Consider the following 17,687-nt stretch of genomic DNA (forward strand, 5'->3'; position numbering starts at 1 on the left):
CGAGCGGCACCCGTTGTAACCGCCTCCGCACAGGGCTTCCGGCCCGTGACGGCGACTCCCGGCCTCAGGCCGGGCCGACGCGAAGCGGCCGCATCATCTCGTTGTCCTCGTGCTCCAGCATGTGGCAGTGCCACATGTAGTGGCCCGCCTGGCCGAATCGGACCTTCACCCGGGTGATGGCGTTCGGATACGCGATCACCGTGTCCTTGAAACCGCGTTCCCACGGTTCCGGCGGGAGCGCCGCCTCCCCGTCCGGCTGCCGGTTCTCCACCTGGAACTGAACTTCGTGGATGTGGATCGGGTGCGCGTCCTTCGTCAGGTTGTGGATCTCCCAGATCTCGGTCGCGCCCAGGGCCGGGTTCTCCGTGACGGGATCGCCCCATCCCAGCGGCACCGGCTGCCCCGACGCGTCCAGGATGCCGAGAAGCACGGCGCGCGGACCCACACCCTGGAGACGGGCCGAGTTGACCTCGTTCAGGCTGACCTGCCGCGTACGGCTTGCCGCCCCCAGCGGCTCGAACGGGGGCAGTACGAGTTCCGAGACCGGTACCGACCTGTCCGGCGTGGTGAGCGGTCCCACCGCGAACTTCATGACCTGACCGGTGGTTTGCGGATCCGCCGGCGGAAAGTCCGTACCCACCGTCCCGCCCCCGAACGGGGTGTCCGGCCCCTCATTGATGAGGTACAGCTCGGTCCCCACCGGGATGGAGGTGAAGTCGACGATGACATCGGCGCGTTCGGCCGGCGCGGTCAGCAGTTGCTCACGCTGGACGGGAGCCGGCAGAAAACCGCCCTCACTGCCGATCTGCCAGAAGGGAAGCACCGGCGCGGCCGGTCTGGGGGCCAGCGGGTCGCTGACGATCTTGAGGATCAGGAAGCGCGCGTTGCAGCCGTTGAGGAACCGGAACCGGTAGCGGCGCGGTTCCACGGACAGCACCGGCCAGGTACTGCCGTTGGTGACCATCGCGTTGGCGAAGAACTCCGGATTCCAGATCGGCGCCATGTCGCTTTCCGGCACGTACGGTCCCTCGAACCCGTCGAAGAACGCCCGGCTCGCCGGATAGAACAGGCTGCCGTCGGTGTGGAACGACCGGTCCTGGATGAGGAGCGGGATCTCGTAGTACCTCGTGCCCGGCCGGTCACCGCGTTTCGGCGCGGGCCCTGGAAGCACCCGCTTGCCGAGGTCGGACGGTCCGCCCCGCAGCAGGTAGAAGCCCGCCAGGCCGGCGTACACATTGAGCCGTGTGATGCCCAGGGCGTGGTCGTGGAACCAGAGCGTGGCGGCCCGGCCCTGGTTGGCGTAGTGGAACACGGCGTTCCCCGGGCCCCATGGCGCACCGAACAGTTCCTCGGACTTCGCGCGGAACCGGTCGTAGAAGGACCCGGTCCTCGCGTAGCCCGCCGGGATGTCCCGCGCGTCGGGCAGGTACCACGCCTCGGCGTAGCCGTCGCTCTCCTCGGCGTTCCGCCCTCCGTGCAGATGCGTCACGATGGGTACGGGACCCGTGTACGGGCCGGGTGTCGAGGTGAACACCGGTGACGAGTCCCGCCCGGAGATCCCGCCCGGAGGGTTCGCCCAGTGCAGCGTGGGGTCCACCGGCAGCAGATGCGGCAGGTAGTCGCCTCGCGCGTCGAGCAGATCATTGGCCCATGTGACCCGGACCTCCCGGCCTGCCTCCGCCTCGATGGTGAAGGCGGGGTAGCGGAAGGTGCCGGAGTGCCGGGAGGAGCCGTATCCCCAGACAGTCGTGGCCGGACTGCCCGGAGGCAGGACCTGCTGCCGGAACTGCCGGACGCCGACCGTATAGCTGTCGAGGTCCGGCCGGCCGTCCCGCGAGTCCAGCGGCATCACGGGCGGTATCGCGAGTTCGGTGACGTACTTCTCTATCGTCTCCGGACCGAGCACCCCGTCCGCCGTCACCCGGGCCGCGAACGCGGTCCCGCCGGGCAGGAACACACAGACGCCTCCGGCGACACCGGCGCCTACGACCCGCCGTCTGCTGATCATCGGACCTCCCGTGCATCGGTCGATTCGACTCATACCGCCAGGAGGTGCCCCGAGACACCAACACACAGATACCCGTATCGCCGCTGAAACCCTCCGCGATCGGATACGGGTCACCCGATGAGGCGAGCCGCCGCCCAGCCCCGTACCGAAGCGGGCGGCCGGGACGAACGGGAGCGGCGCCCGTCGGCCGGTCACTCAGTGGGCGCGGTTCGTTGCCTTCGGTACTCAAGGTGTGCCCGTTCTGTCACCAAAATAGAGTGTTTCTGGTGAGGAGGGCATCGCCATGGCCACCAGCGTGAAAAAGGAAGACTCGGTACGCAGCGCACAGCGGGCGATCGAGACCGTCCAGTCACAAGGTGTCCCGTTCATCTTCGGAGTGCCGGGAGCGAAGATCGACGCGGCCTATGACGTACTCGCCGATATGGGCCCGCGGTTGGTGGTCTGCCGGCACGAGCAGAACGCCGCGTTCATGGCGGCGGCGTTCGGCAGGCTGACCGGCACGCCGGGTGTCCTCCTGGTGACCTCGGGCCCCGGCACGGCCAATCTGGCGACCGGTCTGCTGACCGCCAACACCGAGCAGGATCCCGTGGTGGCGCTGTGCGGCGCGGTCGGCCGCGAGAACAGGCTCAAGCGGACACACCAGTCGATGGACGCAGCCGCGCTCCTCAAGACCGTCACCAAGTTCACCGGCGAGGTCAGCGATCCGGACAATGTCCCGGAAACGGTCGCCAACGCCTTCCGGGCCGCCGCCACCGAGCCGCGCGGGTCGGCCGCGGTGGTCCTGCCGTCCGACGTCCAGGCGGCCCCCACCACCGCCGGGATCACCCGCGCCCTGCCCGTACCGCCCATGGGCCCCGCTCCGGCGGAGGCCGTCGAGCGGGCGGCGAAGCTCATCCGCCGGGCGCGGCGGCCGGTCCTGCTGGTCGGTACCCGGGCCGCCGACCCCGAGAGCTGTGCCGCGCTGCGGGCGCTGGTCGCGGGGACCGGGCTGCCGGTGGCCGAGACGTTCCAGGCCGCGGGCGTCATGTCCCGGATTCTGGAGCGGCATTACGTCGGGCGGGTCGGCCTCTTCCGCAACCAGCCGGGCGATGTCCTCGTGGCCGATGCGGATGTCCTGGTCACCATCGGGTTCGACCCCGTCGAGTACGACCCGGTCATGTGGAACGCCGACACGGCCCGTACGGTCGTCCACATCGACGCCCTCCCCGCGGCGATCGACAACCACTACGAGCCGGCCCTGGAGCTGCGCGGCGGCGTGGCCGCCACCCTCGCAGAGCTGAGCGCGCGGCTGGCCGGGTTGGCCCCGAGCGAGACCTTCAAGGCCGAAATCGCCCACGGGCAAAGGGAGTTGGCCGAGGTCGACGAGCGCGCCCGGGCCGCCCCGCCGACGGGTGCCGGGCTCAATCCGGCGGCCGTGGTGCTGGATCTGCGCGACGCCCTGACCGACGACGCCACCGTCACCTGTGACATCGGATCGGTGTACATCTACATGGCCCGCCACTTCCGCGCCTACGAACCGCGCCATCTGCTGTTCTCCAACGGGCAGCAGACCCTGGGCGTCGCGCTTCCCTGGGCCATGGCGGCGTGCATGGCGCGCCCCGGCACCCAGGTGGTGTCCGTATCGGGAGACGGCGGATTCCTCTTCTCCGCACAGGAGTTGGAGACCGCCACCCGGCTCGGCCTGACCTTCACCCATGTCCTGATGCGCGACAACACCTACGACATGGTGGGCTTCCAGGAAGTGCTGAAGTACGGCAGGAAGACGGGCGTCCAGCTCGGCGACTACGACGTGGTGAAGTACGCCGAGGCCTTCGGGGCACACGGCTACCGGGTCACGAACCAGGACGAGTTCAGCTCCGTACTGCGACGGGCGCTCGCCGAGGACAGCCCCTCCATCGTCGACGTACCGGTGGACTACAGCCACAACACCGACCTGGCCGCCCAGCTTCACGACGAGGTCTTCGAGTGATGCCGTGCGCCGTCGCGCGGAAGACGCGGAGGAGGGGGCACCCGTGAACGCGTCCGGCCATCACACCGCGGCGGGCCGGTTCCGGCGATGGGCGCGCACGATGGTCGCGCACCGCTTCGGGGACGCGGGGGCCCGCGACCGGGGCGGCTCGGCCCCCGAGATCTATCAGTCCTCCACCATGGGCGCCCTGCTGGACGGTGTCTACGAGGGCGAGGTCACCATCGCGGAACTGCTCACCCATGGCGACTTCGGGCTGGGTACGTTCAACCGGCTCGACGGTGAGATGGTCGTCCTCGACGGCACCTGCTACCACCTGTGGTCGGACGGCACGGCCGCGGTCGCCGCGCCCACGGACCGCACGCCCTTCGCCGCCGTGACCCGGTTCCGGCCCGGGGCGACCATCAAGATCACCGGGCCCACAGGCCGGGACGATGTCGTCGCCCTGATCGACAAGGCGATCCCCAGCGAGAATCTCGTCCACGCCATCCGGATCACCGGCGCCTTCGGCTCCATGCGTACACGTACCGTGATGAAGCAGAGCCCGCCCTATCCGCCCCTGGTCAAGGCCACCGAGGGCCAGGCGGAGACGCGCTTCACCGATGTGGCGGGGACGCTGGCCGGGTTCCGCTCGCCCGACTACGAGCAGGGCATCACGGTGGCCGGCTACCACCTGCACTTCCTCAACGCCGCGCGTGACGGCGGAGGCCATGCCCTGGACTTCCGGATCGACGACGGTGACATCGCCATCAGCACCGCCTCGGAGCTCCATCTGAGCCTTCCGCGGTCGGAGGAGTTCCTGACGGCCGATCTCCGCACCAGCCACCTCGGCGACCAGATCCGCCAGGCGGAAGGCGGCTGACAGCGGACGGAGGGCGACTGACACCACCTCCCTCACCTTCTCCTTCCCCTTGACCGTCCCGGCCGGTCGCCGAGCCTCCCGCTCAGGCCATACCGCAAGAGATCAACAAGCGCTTACACTCGGGCCAAGGCTTTGATCGGGGCCGGACCCTGCCGGGGCACCGGACGGGTCCGGGAGTGGTACTCAGGTGTCCGCGGCACGCGGAACGCCGGTACCTGGGAGGAGTGAAGGTGGCACCGCAGGGCTCTCCGGACGACCGATTCAATACCGGCGAGGCGCATTCGGCGCGCGTCTACGACTACATCCTGGGCGGCAAGGACAACTATCCGGTCGACCAGGAGGCCGGTGACGCGATGTGCGAGGGATGGCCCGCGCTGCCCGTCCACATGCGTGCCAACCGGGAGTTCATGCACCGCGCGTCCCGCTATCTCGCGCGCGAACAGGGCATCCGCCAGTTCCTGGACATCGGCACCGGTCTGCCCACCTCCCCCAATGTGCACGAGGTGGTGCAGGAGGAGCGCCCGGACGCCAGGATCGTCTATGTCGACAACGACCCGATCGTGCTGGCGCACGCCCGCGCGCTTCTCACCAGCACCCCCGAGGGCCGTACCGCCTATGTCGACGCCGATATGCGGGACCCCGAGGCGATCATCAACTCCCCGCAGTTCCAGGAGTTGCTCGATCTGAAGGAGCCCGTCGGCCTGATGATCATCGGCATTCTGCACTTCATACTGGAGAATGACGACGATCACGGTCTGGTGCGGCGGCTTCTCGATCCGCTGCCCGAGGGCAGCTTCCTGGCGATGACCATCGGGACCGCCGATTTCGCCCCGGTCGAGGTGGGCCGGGTGGCCGCCGAGTACGCGAGCCGGGGCATGCCCATGCAGCTCCGTACCCATGCCGAGGCGCTGACCTTCTTCGCCGGGCTCGACATGGTCGAACCGGGACTGACCCAGGTCCACCACTGGCGGCCCGACCCCGACCAGGAGCCCATCGACGACCGCGACATCGCCATGTACGGAGCCGTCGCCCGCAAGGGCGCCTGACGGTACGCCCCGCGGGGCCACGCACTCGCCGCCGCACCTCCGGCCGGAACGCTCTCCCGATGCCCGCGGAGTAGTGTGAATTTATCGAGGGTATGTCGCCGTCGGCCGCTTCGCCGGGGGCGTCCTCGACGAAGTACGAGGTCGGAGGCGTGGCCCTCCAGGAGGCGTGGTCCCATGATCGCGGCTGAGATGACCGGTACGGCCGGTGCGCCGGGCGTACGGACGCGGGCGGCGGCCCATGTACGCGGCGGATGACTCCGCGCAGAGCCCGGTCGGCGCGATCGGCAGGGTCACCGTGCCCATTCCGGCGGACGGCCCCGGGGAGGTACTGGTCTCCGTACGGGGCGGCTCCGAGGCCTATGCGGCCTGGGCGGACCGCCCGCTCGGCAGAAACCTGCGTGTCATCGTCACCGAGTGCGTTTCGGCGCGCTCGGTGATCGTCGAGCCCTTTCCCGCCTGAGATGTCCGGCCCGGTCTCTCCGCGCGCGGCACGGCCCGCGATACGGCACGACCCGTAGTACGACAGGAGTTCCTCATGCTGTTCTGGCATGTTCCAGCGCCGAACGAGGCGATGCTCATCTCCGGTTCGAAACGGCAGGCGCAGGACACCCAGTTCCGGATCGTCACCGGGCACGGCAGCTTCGTCATGCCCATCAAGCAGAAGGCCCGCATGCTGTCCCTGGCCCTGCGGGAGGCGGAGATCGTCGAGGACTGCGTCACCCAGCAGGGCATCCGGCTGCGGGTCCGTGCGGTGGCCGTGTTCAAGGTCGGCGACGACGCCGTGTCCATCGCCAACGCCGCACGCCGCTTCCTCGCGGAGCAGGACCGGATGGAAGAGCTGGTGGGCCGGATCTTCGCAGGTCATCTGAGGTCCATCGTCGGCGGACTGACCGTCGAGCAGATCATCCGCGAGCGCGACCGGGTCGCCCAGGAAGTGAAGCAGGGCAGTCACAGCGAGATGGAGAAGCTGGGGATCGTCGTGGACGCGCTCCAGATCCAGGAGATCGACGACGCCACCGGCTATATCGACAATCTCGCCGCCCCGCACGCGGCGGCCGTCGCGAGCCAGGCCCGGATCGCACAGGCCAAATCGGACCAGGAAGCGGCAGAACGCGAACAGCAGGCCGCCGCACTCAAGGCCGAGTACGAACGGGACACCGCGATCAAGCGGGCCGGTTTCCACGCCGAGACGGAACAGGTCAACGCCCGCGCCGCACAGGCCGGACCACTGGCCGAGGCGCGCTACTCGCAGGAAACCATCGAGGAACAGACGGCGTTGGCCGAGCGGCAGGCCCAACTGGCCGCACAGCGGCTGGAGGCCGAGGTCAGGCGCCCCGCCGACGCCGAGGCGTACCGGCAGCGCACCCTCGCCGAGGCCGCCCGCGACCGCGCGAAGTTCGAGGCGGACGGCGGCGCGTACACCGAGCGCACCCTCGCCCAGGCACAGGCCGACGCCAACTCCGCCCGTGCCGCGTCGCTGAAGGACGGCAACCAGGAACTCATCGCGGCCAACCGCATCGTGGAGAATCTCCCCGCGCTCGCCGACGCGGCGTCCCGGGGCATCTCGGGTGCGAATCTGACCGTTCTGAACGGCACCGACGGCGTCAACGACATGGCGGCGGGCCTGGTGGGCCAGGGCATGGCCATCCTCAACGCGCTCAGGAACGGGGCGCCCGGAGCCGACAAGGCGGCGAGCGTGAACGGAAAGCCCTCGCTCCGCGTCACCGAGTCCAACTGAGCCGACCGACCCGACCCGATCGGGCCCCGGGCGACCCGACCGGGCCCCGGGGCCCGAGCCCTGGCGCCGCGCTGCTACCGGTCCGGCGTCAGGTCCTGGAGGCCCACCACCCGCAGGAGTTGGAGCCGCTCGTGCGTCTCGGTACCGGGCCGGGCCGAGTGGACGATCAGGAACTGCCCCCGGTCCGGGCTCAGCAGCACCTCGCAGTCCAGATCCAGCAGCCCGACCACCGGATGCAGGAACCGCTTCACCGACGAGCGCCGCACCGCCACCTCGTGCTCCTCCCACAGCGCCGCGAACTCCTCGCTGACCGCCCGCAGATGGGCCACGAGATGCGCCGGACCCGGATCCCGCGGCCGGGCCGCCAGCACCGAGCGGAGCTGGGCCACATGCGCCCTGGCATGCTCCTCATGGGCCTCCGGCGGGAACAGCGCCCGGGACGCGGGCTCGGTGAAGTAGCGCAGGACGATGTTGCGGCCCACTTCGGACCGGCCCGTCAACGCCGCCGCCATGGCGTTCTGCGCGAGCACCTCGCCCCAGTCGCTCACCACCTGCGCGGGCGTGTCGTACAGCCGGTCCAGGATCATCATCAGCCCGGGCCGCACATGCGTGGACGCGTTGCTGTCGCGCGGCGGCTCCTCGCCGGTGAGATGGAAGAGATGGTCCCGCTCGTCCTCGCTCAGCCGCAGCGCCCGTGCGAGCGCGGTGAGCATCTGCCGCGAGGGCCGTGAGCCCCGGCCCTGTTCGAGCCGTGTGTAGTAGTCCACGGACATCCCGGTGAGCTGGGCGACCTCCTCGCGCCGCAGTCCGGGCGTACGGCGCCGGGACCCGGCCTCCATCCCCACATCCGCGGGATCCAGCCGCGCCCGGCAGCGGCGCAGGAAATCTGCCAGCTCTTCTCGGTCCACACCTCCAGCATGCCGCCGGACGGCGGGCGCATCCAGGGAGAGCCGGTCCCAGGACAGGGACGTCTCTCCCTGCCGGGACGGCACCCGGCCAGGCTGGAACCGCCCGCGAAGGACTCGCGGGGCGTGACACCGGAACAGGGAGAGAAGACGATGCTGACGCTGGTGACAGGTGTGACGGGGCAGGTCGGCCGCCGGTTCGTACCGAGGCTGCTCCGGCGCGCCGCCCCGGGCGACACGGTCCGGGTACTGGTACGGGACGAGGAGCGCGGAGCGCCGTTCGCCGCGCTGGGCGCGCAGGTCGCGGTCGGTGATCTGCGGGACGAGAAGAGCCTCCCCGCGGCGCTGAACGGCGCGGACGCGGTGGTGAACATCGCGGCGGCCTTCCGCGGAGTCCCGGACGAGGAGGCCTGGTCCGTCAACCGCGACGGCGCGCTCACCCTCGGCCGGGCCGCGCGGGACAGCGGGGTGAGCCGCTTCGTACAGGTGAGCACGAACCTCGTGTACGGCGCGGGCCGGGGCAGGCCGCTCACCGAGGACGACGAGCCCGTGCCCGGCGGCCCGCTGTGGGGCGCGTACGCCCGGTCCAAGGGCGAGGCGGAGGCAGGTCTGCTCGCACTCCACAGCGGTGGCCACGACGGCGAACCCGGCGAGGACGGGCGCGGTATGACCGTACGGATCGGCACGCTCGCCTTCGTCTACGGGGACGGCGACCCGCATCTCGCCCAGGCACTCCAGTGGGCGTCCTCCTGGGCCGGCAACCAGCGGCTGCACATGGTCCACCACGCCGATGTGGCCCAGGGACTGATCCGGCTGCTGTACGCGCCCGGGACGGCGGCGGGCAAGTACAACATCGCGGACGACGCCCCGCTGACCGCCGTGGAGGCCCATCAGATCAACGGCGTACCGCTGCCGGCGGGACTGGGCGACCGGACGGACACCGACCCCTGGTACGGCATCGTCTCGAACCTGCGGATCCGCGACGAGCTGGGTTTCCGGCCCCTGTACCCCTCGGTCTGGACGGCCAGGGACGCGGGCGTGCTCTGAGCACCAAGTGCCGGGCGCACGGAGTCCGGGCCCGGGGGCCGGCGTTCCGACCCGCTCAGCGTCCTTGCGCGGCGGTCATCGCGATGGTGATCAGCGCGAGCACCACCCACCCGAACCAGAGCCACCCGTTCCCGCCGAGCACCGCGGTGTACCCCGTCACCAGGACCAGCGCGCCGACGGTCACCACACCCATCGTCTTCGTCGAGCGGGGCATCTGGGTCCTCCTCGGGGCCGGGGCCGTAGCGCCCATCGTCGCCCGCGACAGGCCTTTCGCGCTACTGGCTCCCGACTACTGACTCCCGGCCACTGCCTATTGGCTCCGGGCGCCTATTGGCCCCGGGCCTGGAGCGAGGCGAGATACGCGTTGTACTCCGCCAGCTCCTTGTCACCGTCGCGGTCGGCGGCCCGGTCGGAGCGCTTCGCCTGCCGCTGTTCCGAGCGGTACCACTGGTAGACGAGCGCCAGCAGCACCAGCACCGACGGGATCTCGCTGAACGCCCACGCGATACCGCCCGCCGCGTTCTGATCGCTGAGGGCGTCGATTCCGAGCGAGACCGGGGGAGTGCGGTACACCGCGACCATCGGCTCGCTCGCCATCATCAGCGCGATCCCGAAGAAGGCGTGGAAGGGCATCCCCGCGAACAGTTCCAGCATCCGCATCAGATGGTTGGGGCGGTGCGGCCCTGGGTCGACGCCCATGATCGGCCAGAAGAAGATCAGACCGACCGCGAGGAAGTGCACCATCATCGCGATGTGCCCGGCCCTGGATCCCATGAGGAAGTCGAAGAGAGGGGTGAAGTACAGCCCGTACAGGCTCGCGATGAACAGCGGGATGGTGAAGGCGGGGTGTGTGACGATCCGCACATAGCGGCTGTGCAGCACCGCGAGCAGCAGCTCACGGGGTCCCTTGCGGCCTCGGCCCGCCACCGGCAGCGCCCGCAGCGCCAGCGTCACCGGAGCGCCGAGCAGCAGCAGGATCGGCGAGACCATGCTGATCACCATGTGCTGGATCATGTGCGCGCTGAACATGACCATGCCGTAGTCGTTCAGCCCGGTGCACATCACCAGCGCCACGGTCAGCACACCGATCACAAACGCGACGGTCCGGCCGGCGGACCATTCGTCCCCGCGCCGCCGCAGCCGCAGCACCCCCGTGCCGTACAGCGCGAGTGCCAGCAGACACCCGATCAGGAAGAAGAGGTCCGGAGAGTACTCCAGGGCCCGTCCCAGCGTGAACGGCGGCAGATCCATGGTCATGCCGTGCCCGCCGTGATCCATCCGTGTGCTCCCACCGTGGGACGTGACTGCTCCACCCCGGCCGGATTCGCGCCGGTTGTCCGTACAGCCTAGAACCGCCCCCGGACACCCTGGCGGGCGGGGGCGGTTCTTCGTCGGTGGTGGCGACGGGGCGGTGGGTGCCCTGACGGCGGAAGCCGTGCCGGTCCGAGGCCCGGTCGGCGGCCGTCAGGTCAGAGCACGCACTCCGCCTCGGCGTACCGCTCCGCGGGCACGGTCTTGAGCGTCTCCACGGCCTGGCCCAGCGGCACCATGACGATGTCCGTGCCGCGCAGCGCGGTCATCATGCCGAACTCCCCGCGGTGCGCGGCCTCGACGGCGTGCCAGCCGAACCGGGTCGCCAGGACCCTGTCGTACGCCGTGGGGGTGCCGCCGCGCTGAACATGGCCGAGTATCACCGGCCTGGCCTCCTTGCCGAGCCGCTCCTCCAGCTCGATGGCGAGCTGCCGGGCCACCCCCGCGAACCGCTCGTGGCCGTAGATGTCCTTGCCGCCCTCGTCGAACTCCATGGAGCCCTCACGCGGCTTCGCACCCTCGGCGACCACCACGATCGCGAACCTCTTGCCCGCCGAGAACCGCTTGCCGACCAGTTCGGTCAGCTCACCTATGTCGAACGGGCGCTCCGGTACGACGATGGCGTGGGCGCCGGCGGCCATGCCGGAGTGCAGCGCGATCCACCCGGTGTGCCGGCCCATGACCTCCACGATCAGGACCCGCTGATGGGACTCGGCGGTGGTCTTCAGCCGGTCCAGCGCCTCCGTGGCGACCCCGACGGCCGTGTCGAAGCCGAAGGTCACATCGGTGGAGGCGATGTCGTTGTCGATGGTCTTCGGTACGCCGACGATGGGCAGCCCGGCCTCGGAGAGCAGATGGGCGGCCTTGAGGGTGCCCTCGCCGCCGATGGGGATGATCGCGTCGAGCCCCAGGTCCGCCACATGGCCCCTGGCGCGCTCCACCCCGTCGCGGAGATGCGCGGGCTGGACCCGGGACGAGCCCAGGATCGTACCGCCGCGGGCCAGGATCCCGGCCACGGCGTCCAGATCGAGCTTGCGGTAGTCGGCCTCCAGCAGGCCCTTCCAGCCGTCGTGGAATCCGATCACCTCGTCGCCGTGGTCGACGACGGCGCGGTGCACGACGGACCTGATCACGGCGTTGAGGCCGGGGCAGTCGCCGCCTGAGGTGAGCACACCAATTCGCATTGCCCGGGATACCTTTGCAACGTGGGCCGACGGCCGGACCCCATCGTCCGGACAATTCCCGGCCACCCTACCGGCGGGCGGCGGGGGGACCGAAACCCGCAGTCCGTCTTCTGGACACGCCTGCCGCGCCCCGACCGTGCGCCCGCGCACCTCCGACCGGGCCCGTGCGCGGGGCCCCGGCCCGCGGTTCCCGGAGGACCGGAGCGGGCCGGGGCGGAGCCGGTCGGGTCAGGCGGGCTGGACCGCCGCCGCCACCCGCTCGGCGCGCAGCGCGTCGTACCAGCGGTCGTCCGTCGGCGGCAGCGCGTTCACATCGAGGGCCAGCTTCAGCAGCAGGTCCGCGATCTGCGGGTTGCGCGCCATCACCGGGCCGTGCATGTACGTACCGAACACGGTGTCGTTGTACGCGCCCTCCGTGCCGTCGCCCGTGCCGTTGCCGCGGCCGAGCCTGGTCCGCGCGAACGGCCGTGCCGTCGGGCCGAGATGGGTGATGCCCTGGTGGTTCTCGAAACCAGTGAGCTGCGGCAGGTTCAGCCGGGGATCGATGTCCGCCAGCACATCGCCGACACACCGCTCGCCCTCGCCGCGGGTGGACACCACATCGAGCAGCCCGAGTCCGGGCTCGCGCTCGCCCAGGTCGTTGATGAACTCATGACCCAGGATCTGGTAGCCCGCGCAGACCGAGAAGACGATCGCGCCGTTCGAGACGGCCCGGCTGAGACCTCCGTCACGCCGCAGCCGCTCCGCGGCCAGCCGCTGCGGCCTGTCCTCGCCGCCGCCGATCAGATAGATGTCGCCGGAGGTCGGCACCGGCTGGTCGCTGCGTACATCCACGCGGGTCACGTTCAGACCGCGCTGCCGTGCCCGGCGCTCCACCACCAGGGCGTTGCCCTGGTCCCCGTAGGTGCTCAGCAGATCGGGGTAGATCCACACCAGGCGCAGGCTGCTGTCGCTCATTCTCCCTCGTCCTCCAGGCGTCCGTGGACTCGTGTATCCCGACATCAGGTCAGTTCCCCACCCGTCTGCGAAGGTCCTGGAACGAGGTGTAGTTGGCGATGGCCTCGATCCGTCCGGGCGGCGCCATCCGCACCGCCTCGTCCGGTGTCTCACAGACCCGGAAGTCCAGTCCCGCGACCTCCAGGCGTACGGCGAGGTCCAGCTTGCGGTCGCCGATCACGAAGATCGGGTGGCCGGCGAGCCGGGTGTAGTCGACGTCCCAGAGCCACGAGGTGTCGGTGCCGTCCGCCCCCCGGGCGTTCACGGCGAGGATGACCGGGGCCGGCGGCGGATCGATCAGCGAGAACGTCTCCAGCCAGCCCGCGGGGTTCTTGGCGAGCAGCAGACGCAGATCGCGGCCGAGGAACGACACCACGTCGTACCGGCCGGCCACGGCCTGCACCTGGTACATCCGCTCCAGTGCCACCTGCGGCGGCACCCCGAACGTCGCCGCGACGGCCGCCGAGGTGGCGGCGTTCGCCTTGTTGGCGCGGCCCGGGAGCTGGAGATGGATCGGCCAGGCCGAGCCGTGCGGGTCGAGGACATGGTCACCGTGGAGCGTCCAGCTCGGCGCGGGACGGCGGAAGCCGCACTCGCCGCAGAACCAGTCGTCGCCGGGACGCTGCATCACACCGCCGCAGGCGGGGCAGGACCAGGCGTCGTCCTTCCACTCCTGGCCCGCGGCCACCCAGACGACATTGGGCGAGGAGGAGGCGGCCCAGACGATCAGCGGGTCGTCGGCGTTGGCGATCACGACGGACTTCGTACCGGCCAGCCCCTCGCGCCACTTCTCGGCGAGCATCCGGGTCTCGGCGGCGCGGTCGAGCTGGTCGCGGGAGAGGTTGAGCAGCGCGATCGCCTTGGGCGTGGTGTCCCGCGCCACCCCTGCGAGGTACTTCTCGTCGACCTCGATCACGCCGAACTTGGCGTCGGAACCGCCCGCGAGGGCCGAGGTGATACCGGCCGGCATATTGGCGCCGAGCGCGTTGGACACCACGGGGCCCGCGGCCCGCAGGGCCTCGGCGATCAGCCGGGTCGTGGTGGTCTTGCCGTTCGTCGCCGACACGAGGATGACGTCGAGGTGCTGCGCGAGCCGACCCAGCAGGTCGGGGTCGAGTCTGAGCGCCACCTTCCCGCCGATCACCGATCCGCTGCCGCGGCCGGCGGCGCGCGACACCGCGGCAGCGGCCTTGCCCGCCGTCACGGCCAGCTTGGCCCGTGGCGTCAGCGGGTCCGTGTTGCCTGCCATCGTCCTTGATCCTCCTTGCGTCGGTCCGGGGTCAGCCTATCGAGATCCGGCCAAGCGCCCGAACCGCGGCACCGGGCGGGAAAGCGGAGGTCACCGTGACCGTACCCTGACCGGCATGTCGAACCGTTCCATCCCCGGCAGCGCCGGGCGGGTACGCGCCTTGAGAACACTGGGCGATCCGGTCCTGCACGCCCCCTGTGAGCCCGTCACGGACTTCGGTCCGGCCCTGTCCGGGCTCATCCAGGACTTGTTCGCGACGATGTACGCCGCCCGGGGGGTCGGGCTCGCCGCGAACCAGATCGGCGTACCGCTGCGGGTGTTCGTGTACGACTGCCCGGACGACGAGGACGTCCGCCACCTCGGACACCTCGTCAATCCGCGACTGACCCGGGCGGACGACATCGTGCTGCGCGGCCCCGAGGGCTGTCTCTCGCTGCCCGGACTCGAGGCGGGCACCGAGCGGTACGACCATGCCGTCGTGGAGGGCGTCGACCGCCATGGGGAGCCGGTACGGATCGAGGGGTCGGGCTTCTTCGCGCGCTGCCTCCAGCACGAGTGCGACCATCTCGACGGTACGGTCTATCCCGACCGGCTCAGCGGGCGCCGCCGGTCCCGGGTGCTGCGCGCGGCACGCCGGGCGCCCTGGTCGGGACTTGCCTGAGAGGGGCATTCCGCGGCTTCCGATTCCGGATCCGAAGCCGCTTCAGAACCCCGGCCCGCCGTCGCGGTCGTCGACCGTCGCCAGTCTGCCCCACAGCAGGTCCGCCAGGCTCCGTACCAACTGCTCGCGCGAGCAGGGCCGTTCACCGAGCCACCAGTCCCCGGCCGCGTGCATCATCCCGACGATGCCATGGCCCCAGACCCGCGCGAGCTGCCCGCTGTCCGGTCCGAGGTCCACCCGCTCCTCGATGACCTTCGCGAGTTCCTCGCCGAGGCGGCGCAGCAGCGGGGCCGAGTGGCGGCCCACGTCGAAGCCCTGCTCGGGCAGTTGGCTGTCCTCGGCCGGGTGCATCAGAAACCGGTAGACCTGCGGCCGGGCCTCGATCGCGGCGAGGTACGTGTCGAGGGTGGCCTCCACCCGCTGGCGCCGCTCGGCGGGCGCGTCCAGCGCGGCCCGCAGGGCGTCCAGCAGCGCGTCGGTGTGGCGCTTGGCGAGCGCGCGGTACAGCCCGCCCTTGTCCCCGAAGTGCCGGTAGAGAATGGGCTTGGTGATGCCCGCCTCGGCGGCGATGGCGTTCATGGAGGCCTGGGGGCCGTCCCGGAGCACCACCCGGTCGGCGGCCTCCAGCAACTGGCGCCTCCGCTGGCGCGCGGACCGCTGCTGCTCGGCCTGCTGTGTGGTCTCCATAGCTGTGTCTCCCCGCCCATGCGATTGCCCGACGCGCACCGGCAAAGTAACACCCTGCCCGCCGTCAATGCTGATCAGACCATGGCAGGTTGACATCCTCTACCTACGGGTAACAGACTGGGGTTACCGTGAGTAACGCGGTTGGCGGCGCCATGGAGGCGGGGCGCTGACGCAGTGCTGGAGGGGAACATGGCCGAGTTCGCGTTCGAACTCAACGACGACCAGAAGCAGGTCCGCGAGTGGCTGCACGGCTTCGCCGCGGACGTCATTCGTCCGGCCGCCGCCGAGTGGGACGAGCGCGAGGAGACCCCCTGGCCGGTCATCCAGGAGGCCGCCAGGATCGGCGTCTACTCCCTCGACTTCTACGCCCAGCAGTTCTTCGACCCCACCGGCCTCGGCATCCCGATGACCATGGAGGAACTGTTCTGGGGCGACGCGGGCATCGCCCTGTCGATCGTCGGTACGGGCCTGGCGGCCGTCGGAGTCCTCGCCAACGGCACCGACGAGCAGATAGGCACCTGGATCCCGCAGATGTACGGCGACACCGACGAAGTGAAGGTCGCCGCCTTCTGCTCCTCCGAGCCCGACGCCGGCTCCGACGTCGGCGCCATGCGCACCCGCGCGGTGTACGACCAGGCCACGGACGAGTGGGTGCTGAACGGCACCAAGACCTGGGCAACCAACGGCGGTATCGCCAATGTCCATGTCGTGGTCGCCGTCGTCGACCCCGGTCTCGGTACGAAGGGCCACGCCTCCTTCATCGTCCCGCCCGCCACCCCCGGTCTCTCCCAGGGCCAGAAGTTCAGAAAGCACGGCATCCGCGCCTCCCACACCGCCGAGGTCGTCCTGGAGGACGTCAGAATTCCCGGGCACTGTCTGCTCGGCGGCAAGGAGAAGCTGGACGAGCGGCTCGCCCGGGCCCGCGAGCGGGCGAAGGAGGCGGGCGGCGAGCGGGTGAAGAACGCGGCGATGGCCACCTTCGAGGCCTCCCGCCCGGCCGTCGGCGCGATGGCGGTGGGCACGGCCCGCGCGGCGTACGAGGTGGCGCTCGACTACGCCATGACCAGGAGCCAGTTCGGCCGCCCGATCATCGACAACCAGGGCATCGCCTTCCAACTGGCCGACATGCGCACCCGGATCGACGCCTCCCGGCTGCTGGTGTGGCGGGCCTCCTGGATGGCCGCCACGGGCAAGCCCTTCACCTCCGCCGAGGGCTCGATGTCCAAGCTGTACGCCAGTGAGACGGCCAAACAGGTCACGGCGCAGGCCGTGCAGATCCTGGGCGGCAACGGCTTCACCCGCGAATACCCGGTGGAACGCATGCACCGCGATGCCGCGATCTACACGATCTTCGAGGGGACGAGCGAGATCCAGCGACTGGTGATCGCCCGCACCCTGTCGGGCATGCCGATCCGCTGAATCCGCACGCGGAGCTGGGGCCGCCACGGGCAGCCCCAGCCCCAGTCCCAGTCATAGCCCCGGTGCGTCAGCCTCTCACCGGCCGGCCTGTGCCGGCCCGACGTGGGTCAGCCCGGAAGCTGGGCCTCGATCGCCGCGATCACCTCGGGCGCCTCCGGCTCCGTACGCGGCCGGATCCGGGCGACGACCTCACCCGTACGGGAGATCAGGAACTTCTCGAAGTTCCACTGCACATCGCCCGCCTCGCCCTCGGCGTCGGCCGTGGCCGTCAGCTCCGCGTAGAGCGGGTGCCGGGTCTCCCCGTTCACATCCGTCTTCTCCAGCAGCGGGAAGCTCACCCCGTAGGTCGCCGAGCAGAAGGTCTGGATCTCCTCCGCGGTGCCGGGCTCCTGCCCCGCGAACTGGTTGCACGGTACGCCGAGAACGGTGAAACCCCGCTCGCCGTACTGCTGCTGGAGCCGCTCCAGACCGGCGTACTGCGGGGTCAGACCGCACTTGGACGCGACGTTCACCAGCAGTACGGCCGTGCCCTTGTAGGCGGCCAGGGAAGTGGGTTCACCCGCGAGGGTGCGCAGCGGGATGTCGTACAGGGTCATCAGGATCTCCTC

The 17,687-nt window shown here is 70.4% G+C and carries 17 protein-coding genes; 8 read left to right on the forward strand and 9 right to left on the reverse strand.

The genetic code is table 11. The annotated features are described in order from the left end of the window. Positions 1-64: 64 nt before the first annotated feature. On the reverse strand, positions 65-2,008 hold the full coding sequence (locus tag WH07_RS02305; RefSeq protein WP_046494661.1) for a multicopper oxidase family protein: 1,944 nt from the start codon (positions 2,006-2,008) through the stop codon (positions 65-67). A gap of 283 nt (positions 2,009-2,291) precedes the next feature. On the opposite strand from WH07_RS02305, the gene alsS reads away from it, so the two are divergent. From alsS to WH07_RS02330, 5 genes are all read left to right on the forward strand, one after another. After that, entirely contained in the window at positions 2,292-3,977 is a 1,686-nt protein-coding gene (gene alsS, locus WH07_RS02310; RefSeq protein ID WP_046494664.1) for an acetolactate synthase AlsS, read from the forward strand. Between the two features lie 43 nt (positions 3,978-4,020). Then, the gene (budA, locus tag WH07_RS02315; RefSeq protein ID WP_232788681.1) at positions 4,021-4,836 is read left to right on the forward strand and encodes an acetolactate decarboxylase; all 816 of its coding nucleotides are present in this window, start codon (positions 4,021-4,023) and stop codon (positions 4,834-4,836) included. Between the two features lie 230 nt (positions 4,837-5,066). Then, entirely contained in the window at positions 5,067-5,882 is an 816-nt protein-coding gene (locus WH07_RS02320) for an SAM-dependent methyltransferase (protein WP_046494711.1), read from the forward strand. Between the two features lie 238 nt (positions 5,883-6,120). Next, the gene (locus tag WH07_RS02325) at positions 6,121-6,342 is read left to right on the forward strand and encodes a hypothetical protein (protein WP_046494665.1); all 222 of its coding nucleotides are present in this window, start codon (positions 6,121-6,123) and stop codon (positions 6,340-6,342) included. A 75-nt stretch (positions 6,343-6,417) separates the two neighbouring features. Beyond that, on the forward strand, positions 6,418-7,620 hold the full coding sequence (locus tag WH07_RS02330; RefSeq protein ID WP_046494667.1) for an SPFH domain-containing protein: 1,203 nt from the start codon (positions 6,418-6,420) through the stop codon (positions 7,618-7,620). A gap of 74 nt (positions 7,621-7,694) precedes the next feature. On the opposite strand, the gene WH07_RS02335 is transcribed toward WH07_RS02330, so the two are convergent. Continuing rightward, on the reverse strand, positions 7,695-8,528 hold the full coding sequence (locus WH07_RS02335) for a helix-turn-helix transcriptional regulator (protein WP_046494670.1): 834 nt from the start codon (positions 8,526-8,528) through the stop codon (positions 7,695-7,697). Between the two features lie 150 nt (positions 8,529-8,678). Between WH07_RS02335 and WH07_RS02340 the strand changes: the two genes are divergently transcribed. Then, positions 8,679-9,572, forward strand: coding sequence for an NAD-dependent epimerase/dehydratase family protein (locus WH07_RS02340; protein WP_046494713.1), 894 nt, complete (start codon positions 8,679-8,681; stop codon positions 9,570-9,572). Between the two features lie 55 nt (positions 9,573-9,627). Here the strand turns inward: WH07_RS02340 and WH07_RS40195 are convergent, their stop codons facing one another. The 5 genes from WH07_RS40195 to WH07_RS02365 all read right to left on the reverse strand — a co-directional run bounded on the left by WH07_RS40195 (position 9,628) and on the right by WH07_RS02365 (position 14,312). Then, positions 9,628-9,786 carry a hypothetical protein gene (locus WH07_RS40195; RefSeq protein WP_046494672.1) on the reverse strand — a complete coding sequence of 53 codons (159 nt, stop codon included), beginning with the start codon at positions 9,784-9,786 and terminating at the stop codon, positions 9,628-9,630. Positions 9,787-9,899: 113 nt separating this feature from the next. Next, complete coding sequence (locus WH07_RS02350) at positions 9,900-10,850, reverse strand: cytochrome c oxidase assembly protein (protein ID WP_046494673.1); 951 nt, start codon at positions 10,848-10,850, stop codon at positions 9,900-9,902. Positions 10,851-11,041: 191 nt separating this feature from the next. Then, positions 11,042-12,067 (reverse strand): 6-phosphofructokinase, encoded by a 1,026-nt coding sequence (locus tag WH07_RS02355; RefSeq protein ID WP_046494675.1) that lies wholly within the window; start codon positions 12,065-12,067, stop codon positions 11,042-11,044. A gap of 228 nt (positions 12,068-12,295) precedes the next feature. Further along, positions 12,296-13,024 (reverse strand): type 1 glutamine amidotransferase, encoded by a 729-nt coding sequence (locus WH07_RS02360; RefSeq protein WP_046494678.1) that lies wholly within the window; start codon positions 13,022-13,024, stop codon positions 12,296-12,298. A gap of 49 nt (positions 13,025-13,073) precedes the next feature. Continuing rightward, positions 13,074-14,312: a Mur ligase family protein gene (locus WH07_RS02365; protein ID WP_046494680.1), complete on the reverse strand. Its 1,239-nt coding sequence runs from the start codon at positions 14,310-14,312 to the stop codon at positions 13,074-13,076. A gap of 115 nt (positions 14,313-14,427) precedes the next feature. Here WH07_RS02365 and def point away from each other — a divergent pair, with 115 nt between their 5' ends. Continuing rightward, the gene (def, locus tag WH07_RS02370; RefSeq protein WP_046494682.1) at positions 14,428-14,973 is read left to right on the forward strand and encodes a peptide deformylase; all 546 of its coding nucleotides are present in this window, start codon (positions 14,428-14,430) and stop codon (positions 14,971-14,973) included. A 42-nt stretch (positions 14,974-15,015) separates the two neighbouring features. Here the strand turns inward: def and WH07_RS02375 are convergent, their stop codons facing one another. Next, positions 15,016-15,660, reverse strand: coding sequence for a TetR family transcriptional regulator (locus WH07_RS02375; RefSeq protein ID WP_046494684.1), 645 nt, complete (start codon positions 15,658-15,660; stop codon positions 15,016-15,018). A 189-nt stretch (positions 15,661-15,849) separates the two neighbouring features. Between WH07_RS02375 and WH07_RS02380 the strand changes: the two genes are divergently transcribed. Further along, positions 15,850-17,079 carry an acyl-CoA dehydrogenase family protein gene (locus tag WH07_RS02380; protein WP_046494715.1) on the forward strand — a complete coding sequence of 410 codons (1,230 nt, stop codon included), beginning with the start codon at positions 15,850-15,852 and terminating at the stop codon, positions 17,077-17,079. Positions 17,080-17,186: 107 nt separating this feature from the next. Here WH07_RS02380 and WH07_RS02385 read toward each other — a convergent pair whose 3' ends face one another. Next, a complete protein-coding gene (locus WH07_RS02385) occupies positions 17,187-17,675 on the reverse strand; it encodes a glutathione peroxidase (RefSeq protein ID WP_046494685.1) in 489 nt (162 codons plus the stop codon). Positions 17,676-17,687 lie beyond the last annotated feature (12 nt).

It is taken from the genome of Streptomyces odonnellii (assembly GCF_000981895.1).
GTDB classification, from domain to species: Bacteria; Actinomycetota; Actinomycetes; order Streptomycetales; family Streptomycetaceae; genus Streptomyces; species Streptomyces odonnellii.

Coding starts and splice junctions, on each gene's coding strand:
- WH07_RS02305 (WP_046494661.1), bottom strand. CDS start 2,008: ATGATCAGCAGACGGCGGGTCGTAGGCGCCGGTGTCGCCGGAGGCGTC.
- WH07_RS02360 (WP_046494678.1), bottom strand. CDS start 13,024: ATGAGCGACAGCAGCCTGCGCCTGGTGTGGATCTACCCCGATCTGCTG.
- WH07_RS02375 (WP_046494684.1), bottom strand. CDS start 15,660: ATGGAGACCACACAGCAGGCCGAGCAGCAGCGGTCCGCGCGCCAGCGG.
- WH07_RS02330 (WP_046494667.1), top strand. CDS start 6,418: ATGCTGTTCTGGCATGTTCCAGCGCCGAACGAGGCGATGCTCATCTCC.
- alsS (WP_046494664.1), top strand. CDS start 2,292: ATGGCCACCAGCGTGAAAAAGGAAGACTCGGTACGCAGCGCACAGCGG.
- WH07_RS02365 (WP_046494680.1), bottom strand. CDS start 14,312: ATGGCAGGCAACACGGACCCGCTGACGCCACGGGCCAAGCTGGCCGTG.
- def (WP_046494682.1), top strand. CDS start 14,428: ATGTCGAACCGTTCCATCCCCGGCAGCGCCGGGCGGGTACGCGCCTTG.
- WH07_RS02385 (WP_046494685.1), bottom strand. CDS start 17,675: ATGACCCTGTACGACATCCCGCTGCGCACCCTCGCGGGTGAACCCACT.
- WH07_RS02380 (WP_046494715.1), top strand. CDS start 15,850: ATGGCCGAGTTCGCGTTCGAACTCAACGACGACCAGAAGCAGGTCCGC.
- WH07_RS02355 (WP_046494675.1), bottom strand. CDS start 12,067: ATGCGAATTGGTGTGCTCACCTCAGGCGGCGACTGCCCCGGCCTCAAC.
- WH07_RS02340 (WP_046494713.1), top strand. CDS start 8,679: ATGCTGACGCTGGTGACAGGTGTGACGGGGCAGGTCGGCCGCCGGTTC.
- WH07_RS40195 (WP_046494672.1), bottom strand. CDS start 9,786: ATGCCCCGCTCGACGAAGACGATGGGTGTGGTGACCGTCGGCGCGCTG.
- WH07_RS02350 (WP_046494673.1), bottom strand. CDS start 10,850: ATGGATCACGGCGGGCACGGCATGACCATGGATCTGCCGCCGTTCACG.
- WH07_RS02325 (WP_046494665.1), top strand. CDS start 6,121: ATGTACGCGGCGGATGACTCCGCGCAGAGCCCGGTCGGCGCGATCGGC.